Here is a 15,271-nt window from a genome sequence, read left to right on the forward strand (position 1 = left end):
TCTAAAAGTCCTATTAAATCAATCTAACATCAATAATGATTATATTTAAATTCAAATTCAGCTATAAATTGGTCATCGCCTGCAGGATATCTAACATCAATAATGATTATATTTAAATAAATACTCTTTACTTGAATTTTTAGAACCAAACAATTTCTAACATCAATAATGATTATATTTAAATTTGATTAACTATCTTTATGGATTTGAAACTATTTCTAACCTTTATAGTAATTATAAATATTGTTTAGGGGGGATTGTATGGAAGTGAATGGTACTTTAATAAACTATTATTTTCATTGTAAAAGGCAGTGTTGGTTACATGCAAATAGAATTAATCTTGAAAATGAAGATGAAACAGTAAAAATTGGAAAAGCTTTGCATGAGGAAAAGTTAGGGAAAAAGGAAAATACTGAAGTAAAAATTGATAATATTGCCATTGATAAAATCACTAAAGATTATTTAGTTGAAATTAAAAAATCAGATGCTGATTTTAAAGCGTCTAAATGGCAACTATTGTTATATCTTTCTGTTTTAAAAAAGAAAGGAATTCATAAAAAAGGGAAATTAGTGTTCATTGAAAAAAATAAAACTGATAAAAAAACATATTATTTTGAGTTAACCGAAGATAATGAAAATGATTTGAAGAAAATAATTTTTGATATTAAAGAATTAATAGCGAATGAAAAAATCCCTAATGTTGATTTTAAAAATAAATGTAAAAAATGTTCTTATTATCAATATTGTATGATTTAAACAAAATAAGGGAAAGTGAATATTGTAAAATACAATATTTTTATTATCTTATGCTTTTGAAGAGAAAGAACAGTTTGTTAAAACCTTAATTTGATAAAAAAATAACAGGGTCAATAAAGGAGGGAAACATGAAATCAAAATATATTATGACTATGGGAAATTTGAGCAGAAAAGATAATTCTTTAGATTTTAAGAACGAAAAAGGTCACAATTATATTCCAATTGAAGGAGTTAGAGAGATTTATATTTTGAATGAGGTTTCTGTTAATTCTAAACTATTATCATATTTGTCTAAATATGGAATTATTCTTCATTTTTTTGACTATTTTGGGCATTATACAGGAACTTATTATCCAAAGGAAAAATATATCTCTGGAAAATTATTAATTAAACAAGTTTATGCATTTACCAATAAAAGAGAAAAGATTGCAAAATCAATTATTAAAGGAATAATAGAAAATATTCATTTTGTTTTATATCATTATTATAAGCATGGAATTAATGAAGTAAAACCTTTTTTGGGCGATTTGAAAAAAATATATTTAAGGGATTTGGAAAAAGATATAAATATTTCACAAATTATGGCGATTGAAGGAGCAGTTTGGCAAAATTTTTATAATCAATTCAAATTTTTTTTGAATGAAGATTTTATTTTTAATAAAAGAGTTAAAAGACCTCCTGATAATCCAATAAATGCATTAATATCTTTCGGTAATTCCCTTCTTTATACTAGAACAATTTCTCAGATTTATAGAACTCACCTTGATCAATCAATTAGCTTTTTACACGAACCTGTTCAAAGTAGATTTTCTTTGAGTTTAGATTTATCAGAATCTTTCAAACCCTTAATAGTTTTTAAAACAATTTTTGATTTAGTTAATCATAATAGTTTAAAGGTTAAGGAACATTTTGATAATAAATTAAATTATTGTATTTTAAACCCACAAGGAAGGAAAATTTTTATAAAAGCATTCGAAGAAAGGTTAGACAAAAAATTCAAACATGGAAAATTAAAAAGGCTTGTTTCTTATAATACAGCTATTAAAATAGATGGATACAAACTGATAAAAGATATCATGGAAGATAAACCTTTTATTCCTTATATAGAAAAGATCAAGATATAATGAAAAATTATAATTATTCTTATATTATTTTAATGTACGATATAAATGAAAAAAGGGTACAAAAAGTTTTTAAGATTTGTAAAAAATATTTAGAACATTATCAAAAATCTGTTTTTATGGGAGAAATAACAGCATCGAATATTATTAAATTAAGAAAAGAATTAAAGAAAATAATCAATAAAAAAGAAGATTTTGTGGCTATTATAAAAATGATGAATGAAAAGAGCTTTGAAATAGAGAGTTATGGAAATGAAGAAAATGAAGATAAAGATTTTTTATAAAATCAAGCAGTAGGCTTATTAATTATCCTCTCAGTTGAATTTTCTCACTTGACAAAAACAGATATTATTGTTATTGTCAAGCGAAAAATCTACCAAATATCACTCGAAAAGTGTACCACTAAGGTAAAATAATCAAGAAAAGCCTTGAGAATCAGGTCTGCCTTGGGTTTGATTTATTGATGATTTTTTGATTTTAAAAATTATAATAATAATTAAAGAATCCACAAAAATACTGATTGAAAAAAGAGTCAATATACAAATTTTATAAAAAAATAACCTCAATTCAAATTAAAAATTGAGGTTATTTGATGAGCATTTCTTCAAGGACATATTTTACTTCTTGAATTTCTTTCTTGGTTAACATTCCTATTTTTTTGATAAATCTACTCTTATCTAAAGTTCTGATTTGATCTAAAACTATATGAGATTCTACGTCTTTTATTGTTGTTTTTACTCGAAAAGGATAGGTATTTTTTATCTTGCTTGTTAAAGGAGCAACTATTATTGTATTGAGATTATGGTTCATTTCATCTGGGGATATCACTAAACAAGGCCTAACTTTGTTTATCTTAGATCCTTTTGTTGGATTCAAATCGATCAAAAATATTTCATACTGTTTTATCACCAATCTATATCATTCCAATCATCTAAGTCATCATCTATTAAAAGATGGTCTTCTTGGTTCTCGTGTAGTTTTTTTGCTGCGGTGTCCCAACCCTCTCTCGTTTTTTTAACTGGTTTAATTATTAATTTATTTTCTATTATTTCCATCTCAATTTGTTCTCCAAGATCAAGCTCTTTAATTATGCTCGAAGGGATTCTTATTCCTTTAGAGTTCCCTATTCTGATTAGATTTGTTTTCATACATCTCACCTCTTTAATGTAATTACAATGTAATTATATAATAGTTTTCTTATAATTGTCAAATGATTATATTGTATAATAACCTCAATTCTTAATTTGAATTGAGGTTATTAGATTGTTGATTATTTTTTTAAATAGGCTATTCCATCTGGATGTATTCCTGCTTTTACTCTTGTTGTTTCTTCGAGTTTTTCCACATTTATAAAAGATATATCGTTGGTTTTGTTGTTGGCAACAAAAGCCATGCTTCCTGATTCGTTAAAGCACACTCCACCTGGCCATATACCTATCGGAATTCTTTTTATTTCCCAAGGTACTAATTGATCTTTCATTTTGTGTTTTGTGGCTATTACCGAAACATCTCTGGAATATCTGTTTGGAATAAAGGCATATTTTCCATCTGGGGAGAATACGATTCTTATTGGGCATTCTCCTGTTCTTCTTTTATAGTCTGGTTTTAATGTTTTTCTGTTTATGACATATAAGGTGTTGTCTTCTTGGTTTGCTACATAAACATATTTGCCATCTGGAGAGCAAGCCACACCCTCTGGACCTTTTCCAACCGGGAAATGCCCTGTTATTTCTTCTGTTTCTGTATCTATTATTGTTATGTTGTCACTACCAATATTTGGAACATAAATTGTTTTTTTATCAGGGGATGGTTCTATCATATGGGATAACTTCTGATAAGTGGGAAAATGTTTTATTATTTCATCTGTTTGGGTATCTATTATGAAGATTTTCTCTGAATAAGTGGAAGCTACGTAAAGTTTCTTTCCGTTATCCACTATATCCAGCCCATGTGGGAAATTGAAATCTTCATGAGTTATCCTTTTTGTTATCTCAAAACTATCATTGTCTATTACGTCTATAGTGTTACCAAGTGAGCAGGTTACATATGTCTTTTTACCGTCTTCAGTTACTATAACTTCGTGTGGATTGTGATCAGTCTGGATTTTTTTGATTTCTTCTTTTTTTTCTATGTTGATTATAGAAATAGAATCTTCGTCTTTGTTTAAAACTATAAGATATTCTTCCATATTACCCCTCCTTAGTTAGCTTTCCTAATTATATTGTACCATTTTTTATAACTAATATAAAATAATCGAGTAATATATTAACTAAAAAGTACCAGCTTTTGCTGGCACTTTCGTTAATTTATTATAGAGAATTTACATCAACCGAATTTATGTATGTTTCTATTTTATCTACAACATTTTTTAGAGCTCCATCTTTGAAAGGTAGTTCAATATTAGCAATTTCTATTAATTTGGTGAATGGATATTCTCCACCTGCTTTACAAAGATTAACATAATCTTCCCATGCTTTTTCGTGATCGTCTTGGTCTTTTTTCCAGAACTGGAGTGCGCATACTTGTGCTAAGGTGTAATCTATGTAGTAAAAAGGAGTTGCATAAATATGTGTCTGTCTTTGCCAGAAACCACCATTTTCTAAATACTCATGTCCATCATAGTCTCTATGAGGTAGATATTTGTTTTCCAATTCTTTCCATTTTTTTCTTCTATCTTCTGGAGTAACGGTTGGATTTTCGTAAACAAAGTGTTGGAATTCATCTACTGCTACACCATATGGGATAAATTTTAAGGCATCAAGCATGTGAATGTATCTTGCTTTTTCTGCTTGATTTTTGTAGAATAAATTCCACCATGGCCATGTGAAAAATTCCATGCTCATTGAATGAATTTCTGCTGATTCCATTGTTGGTATCCAATAATCTGGAACTTCTTTATCCAATGAAGAGTACATTTGAAAGCCGTGGCCTGCTTCGTGAGTTAGAACCTTTACATCTCCTGCTGTTCCGTTGAAGTTGCTAAAAATGAATGGAGATTTGTATTTTGGTAGTATTGTACAAAAACCACCGGGCCTTTTTCCTTCTTTACTTTCGAGGTCTAATAGATGATTGTTTATCATAAAATTGAAGAATTTACCCGTTTCTTCTGATAATTCTTCGTACATTTTTCTTGCGTTTTCAACCAGTTCATCTGATGTTCCTACCGGGTCAGGGTTTCCACCTTTGAAAGCATATGGTTCGTCGTAGAATTTGAAGTCATCTATTCCAACTCTTTCTTTTTGTTCTTTGTATAGTTTTTGTGTTAGTGGTACCAATACTTCTTTGACTTGTTGTCTGTAATTTTTAACCATTTTGTGGTCAAAATCAGTTCTTCTCATTCTGTCGTAACCAAGTTGAACAAAGTTTTCATAACCCAATTTTTTAGCTATTCTGTCTCTAACTTTTACCAATTTATCGTATATTTCATCTAATTGATCCATTTTTGATGCCAACCAATCGTATTTAGCTTTTGAGGCGTTTTTTCTGATTTCTCTATCTTCTGATTTTTCAAAAGGTGTCAATTGGGATAAAGTTCTTTCTTTTCCTTGGAATTCTACTTTTCCGGAAGAGATTAACTGAGTATATTGCATTTTTAATTTGTTTTCTTCTTTCAAGTCTTCGATTATTTCAGGTTTAAATGTTTTTAATTTTAATTCTATTAAATTGAAATAATGTTCTCCCAGTTTTTCTTTTAGGTCGTCTTTGAATTTTGAGTTGAACACCAATTTTTTGAATTCATTCTCAAGTCCATCTAATGTCGGTTCGTTTTCGTTTATGAATTCCACTTCTTTTTTGTAGAATTCATCGTTTGTGTTTATTGCATATCTTACATTTGCAAGGCTGAACATTGTTGAAAAATCTCTGGAATAATCGTTTAACTGGTGGATTATTCCCAGCTGTTTTTCAGCAGAGTTTGAGCTTTTAAATTCATCAATTAACTCTTTGAATGTTTGTTCGATTTCTTGAATGTTTGGTCTTTCATATTTCATGTTTTCAAATTTCATGTGTTCTCCTCCTTAAAAATATTAGTTAGCATTACTAACATTATAATAATATATGCACTAAAATGTCAAGAAAAATTAAAAATTTGGTTTTATAAATAAAAATACCAGCGTATGCTGGTATTTAAACATGGTTTTTTATGAATTCATCAGTCATTTTTTTTATGTTATGATACTGTTCCATTGTTAGCCCGGTTTCTTCTGCTATTTTGAAGGGTATGTTTTTTGCTTTTTCTTTTAATTCTCTTCCTTTTTGTGTTATTTCCACTTCGAGTATTCTTTCGTCTTTTTCGCTTCTTTGCTTTTTTACAAGATCTTTTTTTTCTAATTTCTTTATTAATGGACTTAAGGTCCCAGAATCAAGATATAGAGTATCTCCGAGTTCTTTTAAAACAATTTTTTCTTTTTCCCACATTACGAGCATAACTATGTACTGTAAATAAGTAAGGCCAATTTTTTTTAAATGAGGCTGGTAGAGCCTTGTTATTAACCTTGATGCTGTATATAGGGAAAAGCATAATTGATTTTCAAGTTTTAATTGTTCTTCCATTTAAATTACGCCTTAAGTAGTTCTTCGATATCTTTTTTCATACTTAATGGCTTTTTAATTGGAGCAAATCTTTTTACAACATCGCCATTTTTATCCACCAAAAATTTTGTAAAATTCCATTTTATATCTTTGCTGTTAAGAAGCCCTTTTACGTTCTCTTTTAAATATTTATATATAGGGTGTGTATTTTCACCGTTTACATCGATTTTGTCAAATAGCTGGAAAGTTACATTATAATTCAATTTACAAAAATTTCTAATTTCTTCATTGTCTCCTGGTTCTTGATTTCCAAACTGGTTACAAGGAAAGGCAAGTATTTCAAAATCTTGATCTTTGTATTCTTCATATAGTTTTTGAAGTTCTTCGTATTGTGGAGTAAAACCACATTTGCTCGCTGTATTTACCACTAATAAAACTTTTCCGTTGTAATCTTTCATGTTCTTTTCAATGCCCATGTTTGTTTTTGCCGAAAAATCGTAAAAATTCATATTATCACTCCTTGATTAATTTTATAAAATTTAGTTGTATACAATTAATTATATAATAATATTTTTAGTTTGTCAAATAATAAACGATATAATATTTTTCGGAGGTGGGAAAATGTATAAAGAAAATTTATTTAATGGTTGAGCAGAAAAATACGATAAGGATGTTTATAATACAGAAAAATTCCCCTTTAAAAATTATAAAGATGTACTTTTTAAAATTTATAATCAAATTCCAGAAGAAAAATCAAAAGTGTCTACCATAGTAGACACTTTTTGTATAAAAACGACTATTGCGATAGGCTATCACTGAATAAAACCAATTAAATATAAAGGTATAATGTTCCCAAACCCATTTATTTGATCATCTCTAAAGATATAGCCATTATCTATATTTTTAATTTGCTTTCTTGATTTATTCTTTCCCCCGATTTCACATTCAATAATTTTACCATCATAGTTTACTGTGAAATCTACGATCTTTGAAGCTTGAATTTTTTCAATATTTTTTATTTGAGAAACAAAAAAAGATTCTCTAATATTTCCCAGATCGGCAGAACTATTCCACATCTCTTCAGCCAAAGAGTAATAAAGATTTGGATTATAAAAAAGTATTTTTGAATTTTTTATGGATCTTAATTTACTATTATCTTCTCTTATTATATGGATTAAATCAGCTCTTTCTAATAAATCAAGAAATTCATAGAGGGTCTCTTTCGATACTCCTATTTCTTTGCAAGTTGAACTTACATTAATTGTTGGTATTTTTGAAGTTGTTAAAAAAGCTATCAATTTTTTAATTGAATTAATTGAAGAATATTTGATATTTTTAATTGAGCTCAAATCTTCATATATTATCTTATCTATTACATTATTTAAGATACTTTTATATTCTGGATATGAATAGTTATAAAAAAATGGATAAGCTCCTTGTTTTAGATATTCTTTGAATTCTCCTAGTATATTAGGTATTTTATTTTTTAATTCAAGTGATATTGTTTCATGATTTTCTATAATTTTTTCTAAAGATATTTTTTCAATTTTTTTGTTATGTTTTAAAATCAAAAATTCTCTAAAAGAAAGTGATTTTAAGTTATAAATCAAAGTCCTTCTGGATAAATCACCTTTTGCATTGAGAATGTCTATTTTAGAACTTCCCAAAATAATGAATTTTTTATCAGGATAAGAATCATATAATGCTTTTATTTCTTCTGACCAATTATTTTGTTTGTGGATTTCATCTATTATGACACATTCTCCATAGTATTTAAAATATTCTTTTACAGTATTATATATTCCATTTTTCAATATTAAAGGGTTATCAGCTGAAAAATATAAACATTTTTTTATATTATTATATTTTTCTATGTAATGTTGCAAAACCATTGTAGTTTTACCTGTACCTCTTGCGCCTGTAATAGTTATCATTCTTGCATTCCAATTTATATCTTTATATAAAGATCTTTTAAAATCTAAACTTATGTTTTTTATAATGTTATTTTGGATATTGAATAATTCAGATATAATATTCTCCATTTTTATCACCTCATACAAATTATATCATAAAAATGTCTACTGTAATAGACACTTTTTGTATAAAAACGACTAGTGAGATAGACGAAACAGTTGAGTTTGCTTTTTAACGATTTTGTACTAAAATATTATCATACCTGATTTGGAGGAGAGATTTATGAAAGATTTTTTGGTTTTTGATACTGAGACAACTGGTCTTCATCCGGGGAATATATGTCAATTATCTTATATAATAAACAATGAAAAAGAGGAGATAGCTAAAAATTTCTTTTTTACAGTTGATTATATAGAACCTGGTGCTAAAAGAGTGCACGGTTTTACAGAGGAAAAATTAATAGAACTATCTGGAGGGAGTACTTTTAAAGATTTTCTTCCTGAAATTGAGGAAGATTTTAAGAGAGTAGATACGATTATCGCACATAATATAAATTTTGATTTGAGATTTTTAAAAGCTGAATTTGAGAATTATGGAAAAGAATTTAATTACAATAATTCAATGTGTAGTATGAGAAGGTTCACAGATATTTGTAAAATTCCAAATTACAATAATCGTGGGTTGGGAAGATTCAAATGGCCTAGCCTTTTTGAACTAACGAAGTTCATGGGGATAAAAAGAAAAGATCTTGTCAAAGAAACAAAAAGACTTTTTAAAGACCCAAGGTCTAAATTTCATGATGCAAGATATGATACTGTTGCAGTTTATTTGAGTATAATAAAAGCTTTGGATCAAAAGTTGATATAGTTATTAAAAAGTCTCTCTAAAAATTCATTTTTACTTAAGTTGATTTTTTTTATTATATGAAATAAAAAAACCAGGCTTTCGCCTGGTATTATTGATTATGCTCTTGAAACGTATTGACCTGTTGTAGTATCTACTACTATTTTTTCACCGATATTTACAAATAAAGGCACGTTAATTTCGTAGCCAGTGGATAGCTTTGCTGGTTTAAGTGGATTTCCTGTTGAATCTCCTTTTTCTCCTGGTTCTGTGTACTCTACTTCGAGGGTAACGTTTTTAGGAAGTGAGAAAGATACTGGTCTGCTTTCATGGAATGAAACATTTACTATTCCTTCTTCTGCAAGGAAATTGACAACATCTCCTAAATCGTCTTTGTGTACTTCTATTTGTTCGTAGGTTTCGTTATCCATTAAAGCATAGAAATCCCCACTTTTGTAAATATACTGCATTTCTTTTTGATCAAGCATAACGTCTTCAACTTTTTCTGATCCTTTCATTGTTGTATCTAATGTAGAACCATTTTCCAAATTTTTAAGTTTTAGTGTAACTGTGGCAGAGTTTCTACCTGACCAGTTGTATTTGAATTTTAAAACAGAATACAAGTCTCCGTTCATTTGAATTACATATCCTGTTTTCAAGTCTGAAGCTGCAATCATATTTGAATTCCTCCCATATTTATTATTTTCACTTGTAATATACTATAAAAAGGTTACTTTTTTTATTAAAAAATCTTGAAGATTTGTTTTATTTTTAAAATGAAGTTTAATACATTCAAAAGCCTCTTTTAGTGCTGTATAATTTTCTTCATAAAAATCGTATATAGACTCTAACTCTTTCAAGTCTATTTTTTCTATATCGTTTAAATAATTAGTCATTTTTATATATTTTTGTTTTAATGATTCATTTTTAAAAAATGGTGAAATAAACTCAATGAAAGCTTTTACTTTTGTGTGATGTATATTGTCTTTTTGTTTGTAAGCTTCCCAGAAAAAAGGTATCCCAGAATTTAGAGCCAATTGAAAAGAGTCTTCTCCACGAATCCAATTATATTTCGCCCCTAAAAGATACGAATCAAATTCTTTTTGAGGTAAAAAAGGCATTTTTTTTAAATTTGTTTCTTTTTTATAGCCCCAAATTGTTCCCAATTTCAATATTTTCAAAACTTTTTCTGGTGAGTATAAATATACATTGTTTTTTGTTTTTTTTGTTGTACTGGTTAAAGGAAAATTCAATATCCCTGCACTATTATCTGATAACCCTGGAACTATGTATTCTACGGAAATTTTCAACCCGTTCACAAAACTCATTTTATCATTTGCTTCATCTGCCCACTTTTCCGTTGTGAAATAGTCTATTATGAGAGCTTTTTTAGAGCTTTTATTTATTTTATTTAAGGTGTTTTGATCTGGAATGTGTTGAAACATGAAAAATATAATGTCGTTTTTATCGTTATAATCTTTGAAATTTTTTATGTTTATTTCTGTATCTGGTACCATTTTATAAAATAAATCCACGTAATCTGTGTATATGGTGATATCTTTTGGAGTTATTATTTTTGTCATTGCTTTTGCCAGCCTAATTGTGAATCCAGCGTCTCCAAAGTTATCTATTATAGTTGAAAAAATGCCCAACTTCATTTTGATTCCCACTTTTTCAAATAGAAATCCACAGTTTCTTCAAGTTCTTCTGCAAAATTTCTTCTGTTATATTTGATTATACTTCTCAGTTTATCATCATTCATCTTGTATCTGAAATCATGGTATATTCTTTCATTTTTATAATCAAAATATTCAAAAAAATCATAGTTGAGATTAATTTTTTTAGACAATGTTTCGTGTATTAATTTCAGCAAATCAATATTTTTAATGGTGTTTTCTGAAGTTAAGTTGTAAATACCCGGCTCAAGATTTTTTTCGATTAATTGGTTGATGTAATAGCAAGTTTCTTTGGTATGCAACCAAGTTCTATAATGCTCTCCTTTATTGTATAAGGGGAATTTTTCATTTTCAACTAATGCATTAATGTATTTGGGTATTAGTTTTTCTTTATTTTGATATGGTCCAAAATTATTTGTGAGTCTTAGAATATAAGCTTTAATATTGTGTGTTTTTCTGTACGATTGTACGTATAAGTCTGCTGAGGATTTACTAACAGCATAAGGGTTACTCGGCAACAATCTGTCTGTTTCAGCTTTAGGATGTTCGCTTTCTCCATAAACTTCGTCTGTAGAGATTTGAATAAATTTTATTTTTGGGTTGATAAAATTAAGTAGATTTAAAACACCTTGAACATTGTTTATTAAAAATTCATTGGGTTTTTGAAATGAATTATCTACGTGAGTTTCTGCTGCAAAGTTTATTATATAATCAGGGTTAAAATCATCTATAATATTTTTAATTTTTGAGTTGTTTATGTCGAGTTGTAAGAATTTAAAATTATCATCATGAATATCTTTTATTTCTGGATTTGCAGCGTATGTCATTTTGTCTATTCCAAAAATTTTATGATTGATATTTTTAAGAGTGTATTTTATATAATTAAAACCTATAAATCCTGCGCAACCAGTCACTAATAATTTCATGCAAATCACCATCCAAAAATCTTTAAATGTATTACAATTTTTTATCTTTTTCTGATATTATTAAATCTTTTTCTGAAATACCGTATTTTTCTAATTCCCAGTCGATGTTTATTTTTTTATCTTTCCAGCTTATTCTTTCTTCATATTCTGGCTTGTAATAATTATCTACTTTGTAATATACTATGTTCTCTTCTTCTAAAGCTAAATACCCGTGTGCGAATCCTCTTGGAATTAAAATTGATTTTTCAATTCCATTTAAAGCAACTTTCCCATATTTTAAAAAACTTTCTGAATTAGTCCTCAAATCAACAAATACGTCCAATATTTTTCCCTTTACACAGGTTATTATTTTTGCCTGTGGATATTCTTTTTGGTAATGCAAACCCCTTAAAACATTTTTCTTTGAAAAAGCAAAATTATCTTGAATTGTTTTGAATCCTAAATTTGAATTGTATTTTTCTATAAAAAATCCTCTATTGTCTTCATATTTTATGTTTTCTATTATTTTTACATCAGGTATGCCGTTATAATTTGTGGTCTTCATTATATCCCTTCTTTCTTTTTTAAATTATAGCATAAGTATTTTTTATACATGCAATATTGTCGATTAAAATGGATGAGCCCTGATATATTTGATTTCTCTTAAGAAATCTGATTTTAGATGAAATTTATTTTAAAAACTTTTAATGATATAATACAATTAAGAGAATGAAAAAAATTTCATACTCTCATTTATGCTTTAAATAAAGGATAGAGAGAATAATTAGTTAGGAATGAAAATTATCTCAGATTAAAGAGGTGAACTCTATGGAAGTTATCAACTTGAAAAAAGTGGGAGATTTAATTACAAGTAATTCTTCTTTGATGATTGGCGGATTTTTAGGGGTAGGTACTCCAGAAAACATCATCGATGAGATCATAAGGCAAAAAAAAGAAGGATTAATTGTGATTGGAAACGACACATCTTTTGTAGATAGGGGAATTGGCAAATTAATTGCAGAGAAACTTGTGAAAAAAGTGATTACATCACATATAGGGACGAATCCAGAAACTCAAAAACAAATGATCGCTAATGAATGTGAAGTTGAATTAACTCCTCAAGGCACATTAGCTGAAAAAATTAGAGCAGCTGGTGTAGGACTTGGTGGAATTTTTACTCCAACTGGGGTTGGAACGACTGTAGAAGATGGGAAAGAAGTAAGAAATATTGACGGAATAAATTATCTATTTGAAAAACCTTTAAGTGCTGATTTTGCTCTTTTAAAAGCTAAAAGAGCAGATTTTAAGGGTAATTTACAATACAACCTAACTGCAAGGAATTTCAATCCAATAATGGCATTGGCAGGAAAAACTGTAATAGTGGAAGTTGAAGAAATAGTTCCTGTTGGAAGTATTGATCCTAATAATGTCCATACTCCAGGAGTTTTAGTTGATTATATTGTTGTTGGGGGGAATAAATAATGGATAATAAAATTAAAATAGCTAAAAGAGTTGCTCAAGAATTAAAAGATGGAGACTTGGTAAATCTTGGAATAGGTCTTCCTACTCTGGTTGCAAACTATATCCCTGATGGTGTAGAAGTTACTTTTCAATCTGAGAATGGAATGGTTGGAATGGGACGTTCTCCTGAGGAAGGATACGAAAATAAGGATTTGACTAATGCAGGTGGAATGTACACTTCTGCTAATCCTGGGGCAATGTATTTTGACAGTGCCTTTTCATTTGCTTTGATAAGAGGCGGCCATTTAGATGTTACTGTTTTAGGTGGACTGCAGGTTGATGAAAAAGGCCATTTAGCGAATTGGATGGTTCCTGGTAAAAAAATCCCAGGAATGGGTGGAGCTATGGATTTAGTTACTGGAGCTAAGAAAGTTATTGTAGCTATGACACATACTGCAAAAGGTAATCCAAAAATAGTTAAAGAATGTAATTTGCCTCTAACTTCTATTAGAAAAGTTGATCTTATAGTAACTGAAATGTGTGTTATTGAACCTACTGACAAAGGGTTGGTACTAAAAGAAATAGCACCTGGTTATACGATAGATGATGTTAAAAATAATACAGCTGCTGATTTGATAATTCCTGAAAATGTAAAAATTATGGGGGAATAAAACAAAGGAGAAATTGTTTCACAATTTCTGTTGTTAGATGCTGGTTGTTAGTTGTAAGAATAATATGGCTAATTTCAAATTATTATTTGAAGCAAAAATAAATTAAATGCTTAGTTGAGGTTTTAACTTCCAACCTATAACTGCTAAATTAAAATATAAGACTAAAATGGAGGGGGTTTTTATAATGAATGAAGTTATGATCAGGGTAAGAATGTCACAAGCAGAAGCTCATTACGGTGGTAATTTAGTTGATGGTGCAAAGATGCTCCAATATTTTGGTGACGTAGCAACTGAATTATTAATAAGAAACGATGGTGATGAGGGCCTTTTTAGAGCATATGATAGCGTAGAATTTTTAGCTCCAGTATATGCTGGGGATTATATAGAAGTAGTTGGAAGAATTGTTAAAAAAGGTAAAACGTCCAGAAAAATGGAATTTGAAGCTAAAAAAGTTATTAAACCGAGACCAGATATATCAGATTCTGCAGCGGATGTTTTAGATGAACCAATTATTGTGGCAAAAGCATCTGGAACTTGCGTAGTTCCTTTGGATAAACAAAGAGGTGTTTAATATGGATAAACTTATTATAACGGCTGCTGTTACAGGTGCAGAAGTTACAAGGGATTTGCAACCAAATCTCCCTTTAACTCCTGAAGAAATAGCAGAAGAAGCATATAATTGTTATAAGGCTGGAGCCTCTATTATTCACGTTCATGCAAGAGATGAAGAAGGGAAGCCTACTCAAGACTATGAATATTATAAAAAAATAAAGGAAGCAATAGAAAACAGATGTAATGTTATTTTTCAGCCTTCTACAGGTGGGGCAACATGGCATTCTTTTGAAGAAAGAATGCAACCTTTGAGATTAAATCCAGAAATGGCTACTTTGTCAGCTGGTACCAGTAATTTTGGTGATGATATTTTTATAAATACTAATGAATATATAGAAAAATTTGCTGAAGAAATGCTCAAAAGAAATGTTAAACCCGAAATAGAAGTTTTTGAAAGAGGTATGATTAAAAATGCTCTGACTTTAGTTAAAAAAGCTCTATTAAAACCACCACTTCACTTTGATTTTGTTTTGGGAGTTCCAGGCGCTTGCCCAGGAGAAATTGAAGATTTGGTTTATATGGTTAGCAAAATTCCATCAGACTCAACTTGGACAGTTGCAGGAATTGGAAGATACGAGCTTCCTTTAGCTATGCATGCAATTGCCATGGGGGGACATGTTAGAGTGGGATTTGAAGATAATATATACTTCAAAAAAGGTGAAAAAGCAAAGTCTAATGCACAATTGGTGGAGAGAATAGCAAACTTAGCAAAAGAATATGGAAGAGATATAGCAACACCAGATGAAGCAAGAAAAATTTTGAACATTAGATAAACAAGGGAG

General features: G+C 28.9%; 19 protein-coding genes. 8 read left to right on the top strand and 11 right to left on the bottom strand.

Annotated features, from left to right (window positions below; genetic code table 11):
- Positions 1-261: 261 nt before the first annotated feature.
- The 3 genes from cas4 to cas2 all read left to right on the top strand — a co-directional run bounded on the left by cas4 (position 262) and on the right by cas2 (position 2,161).
- Complete coding sequence (gene cas4 / locus BLS00_RS00245; protein ID WP_091401707.1) at positions 262-756, top strand: CRISPR-associated protein Cas4; 495 nt, start codon at positions 262-264, stop codon at positions 754-756.
- Between the two features lie 128 nt (positions 757-884).
- A complete protein-coding gene (gene cas1b, locus BLS00_RS00250; RefSeq protein ID WP_091401709.1) occupies positions 885-1,880 on the top strand; it encodes a type I-B CRISPR-associated endonuclease Cas1b in 996 nt (331 codons plus the stop codon).
- On the top strand, positions 1,880-2,161 hold the full coding sequence (gene cas2 / locus BLS00_RS00255) for a CRISPR-associated endonuclease Cas2 (RefSeq protein WP_176759798.1): 282 nt from the start codon (positions 1,880-1,882) through the stop codon (positions 2,159-2,161). The genes cas1b and cas2 overlap by 1 nt, the downstream gene beginning before the upstream one ends.
- Positions 2,162-2,462: 301 nt before the next feature.
- On the opposite strand, the gene BLS00_RS00260 is transcribed toward cas2, so the two are convergent.
- The 7 genes from BLS00_RS00260 to BLS00_RS00290 all read right to left on the bottom strand — a co-directional run bounded on the left by BLS00_RS00260 (position 2,463) and on the right by BLS00_RS00290 (position 8,449).
- Positions 2,463-2,789 carry a type II toxin-antitoxin system PemK/MazF family toxin gene (locus BLS00_RS00260; RefSeq protein WP_091401713.1) on the bottom strand — a complete coding sequence of 109 codons (327 nt, stop codon included), beginning with the start codon at positions 2,787-2,789 and terminating at the stop codon, positions 2,463-2,465.
- A complete protein-coding gene (locus BLS00_RS00265) occupies positions 2,783-3,025 on the bottom strand; it encodes an AbrB/MazE/SpoVT family DNA-binding domain-containing protein (protein ID WP_091401715.1) in 243 nt (80 codons plus the stop codon). The genes BLS00_RS00260 and BLS00_RS00265 overlap by 7 nt, the downstream gene beginning before the upstream one ends.
- 122 nt (positions 3,026-3,147) lie before the next feature.
- Complete coding sequence (locus BLS00_RS00270; protein WP_091401717.1) at positions 3,148-4,065, bottom strand: YncE family protein; 918 nt, start codon at positions 4,063-4,065, stop codon at positions 3,148-3,150.
- 121 nt (positions 4,066-4,186) lie between these two features.
- The gene (locus BLS00_RS00275) at positions 4,187-5,881 is read right to left on the bottom strand and encodes a M3 family oligoendopeptidase (RefSeq protein WP_091401719.1); all 1,695 of its coding nucleotides are present in this window, start codon (positions 5,879-5,881) and stop codon (positions 4,187-4,189) included.
- Between the two features lie 121 nt (positions 5,882-6,002).
- Positions 6,003-6,428, bottom strand: a complete 426-nt coding sequence (locus BLS00_RS00280; RefSeq protein WP_091401722.1) for a MarR family winged helix-turn-helix transcriptional regulator — start codon at positions 6,426-6,428, stop codon at positions 6,003-6,005.
- 5 nt (positions 6,429-6,433) lie between these two features.
- On the bottom strand, positions 6,434-6,916 hold the full coding sequence (locus BLS00_RS00285) for a glutathione peroxidase (protein ID WP_091401725.1): 483 nt from the start codon (positions 6,914-6,916) through the stop codon (positions 6,434-6,436).
- 303 nt (positions 6,917-7,219) lie between these two features.
- Positions 7,220-8,449: an ATP-binding protein gene (locus BLS00_RS00290; protein ID WP_091401727.1), complete on the bottom strand. Its 1,230-nt coding sequence runs from the start codon at positions 8,447-8,449 to the stop codon at positions 7,220-7,222.
- Positions 8,450-8,603: 154 nt separating this feature from the next.
- Between BLS00_RS00290 and BLS00_RS00295 the strand changes: the two genes are divergently transcribed.
- The gene (locus BLS00_RS00295; protein WP_091401729.1) at positions 8,604-9,188 is read left to right on the top strand and encodes a 3'-5' exonuclease; all 585 of its coding nucleotides are present in this window, start codon (positions 8,604-8,606) and stop codon (positions 9,186-9,188) included.
- A gap of 95 nt (positions 9,189-9,283) precedes the next feature.
- On the opposite strand, the gene efp is transcribed toward BLS00_RS00295, so the two are convergent.
- Genes efp through rfbC form a run of 4 tightly spaced genes read right to left on the bottom strand, consistent with a single transcriptional unit; the run spans position 9,284 to position 12,310 of the window.
- Positions 9,284-9,841: an elongation factor P gene (gene efp / locus BLS00_RS00300; protein ID WP_091401732.1), complete on the bottom strand. Its 558-nt coding sequence runs from the start codon at positions 9,839-9,841 to the stop codon at positions 9,284-9,286.
- A 42-nt stretch (positions 9,842-9,883) separates the two neighbouring features.
- A complete protein-coding gene (earP, locus tag BLS00_RS00305) occupies positions 9,884-10,822 on the bottom strand; it encodes an elongation factor P maturation arginine rhamnosyltransferase EarP (protein ID WP_091401734.1) in 939 nt (312 codons plus the stop codon).
- Entirely contained in the window at positions 10,819-11,766 is a 948-nt protein-coding gene (locus BLS00_RS00310; protein WP_176759799.1) for a GDP-mannose 4,6-dehydratase, read from the bottom strand. The genes earP and BLS00_RS00310 overlap by 4 nt, the downstream gene beginning before the upstream one ends.
- A gap of 31 nt (positions 11,767-11,797) precedes the next feature.
- The gene (rfbC, locus tag BLS00_RS00315) at positions 11,798-12,310 is read right to left on the bottom strand and encodes a dTDP-4-dehydrorhamnose 3,5-epimerase (protein WP_091401739.1); all 513 of its coding nucleotides are present in this window, start codon (positions 12,308-12,310) and stop codon (positions 11,798-11,800) included.
- 263 nt (positions 12,311-12,573) lie between these two features.
- Here rfbC and BLS00_RS00320 point away from each other — a divergent pair, with 263 nt between their 5' ends.
- The 4 genes from BLS00_RS00320 (at position 12,574) to kce (ending at position 15,262) form a co-directional block, all read left to right on the top strand.
- Positions 12,574-13,227 carry a CoA transferase subunit A gene (locus BLS00_RS00320; RefSeq protein ID WP_091401741.1) on the top strand — a complete coding sequence of 218 codons (654 nt, stop codon included), beginning with the start codon at positions 12,574-12,576 and terminating at the stop codon, positions 13,225-13,227.
- Entirely contained in the window at positions 13,227-13,877 is a 651-nt protein-coding gene (locus BLS00_RS00325; RefSeq protein WP_091401744.1) for a 3-oxoacid CoA-transferase subunit B, read from the top strand. The genes BLS00_RS00320 and BLS00_RS00325 overlap by 1 nt, the downstream gene beginning before the upstream one ends.
- Before the next feature lie 184 nt (positions 13,878-14,061).
- Positions 14,062-14,448 (top strand): 3-aminobutyryl-CoA ammonia lyase, encoded by a 387-nt coding sequence (kal, locus tag BLS00_RS00330; RefSeq protein ID WP_091401746.1) that lies wholly within the window; start codon positions 14,062-14,064, stop codon positions 14,446-14,448.
- Position 14,449: 1 nt separating this feature from the next.
- Positions 14,450-15,262, top strand: a complete 813-nt coding sequence (gene kce, locus BLS00_RS00335; RefSeq protein ID WP_091401748.1) for a 3-keto-5-aminohexanoate cleavage enzyme — start codon at positions 14,450-14,452, stop codon at positions 15,260-15,262.
- Positions 15,263-15,271: the final 9 nt, after the last annotated feature.

Source organism: Geotoga petraea (genome assembly GCF_900102615.1).
Taxonomy (GTDB): Bacteria; Thermotogota; Thermotogae; order Petrotogales; family Petrotogaceae; genus Geotoga; species Geotoga petraea.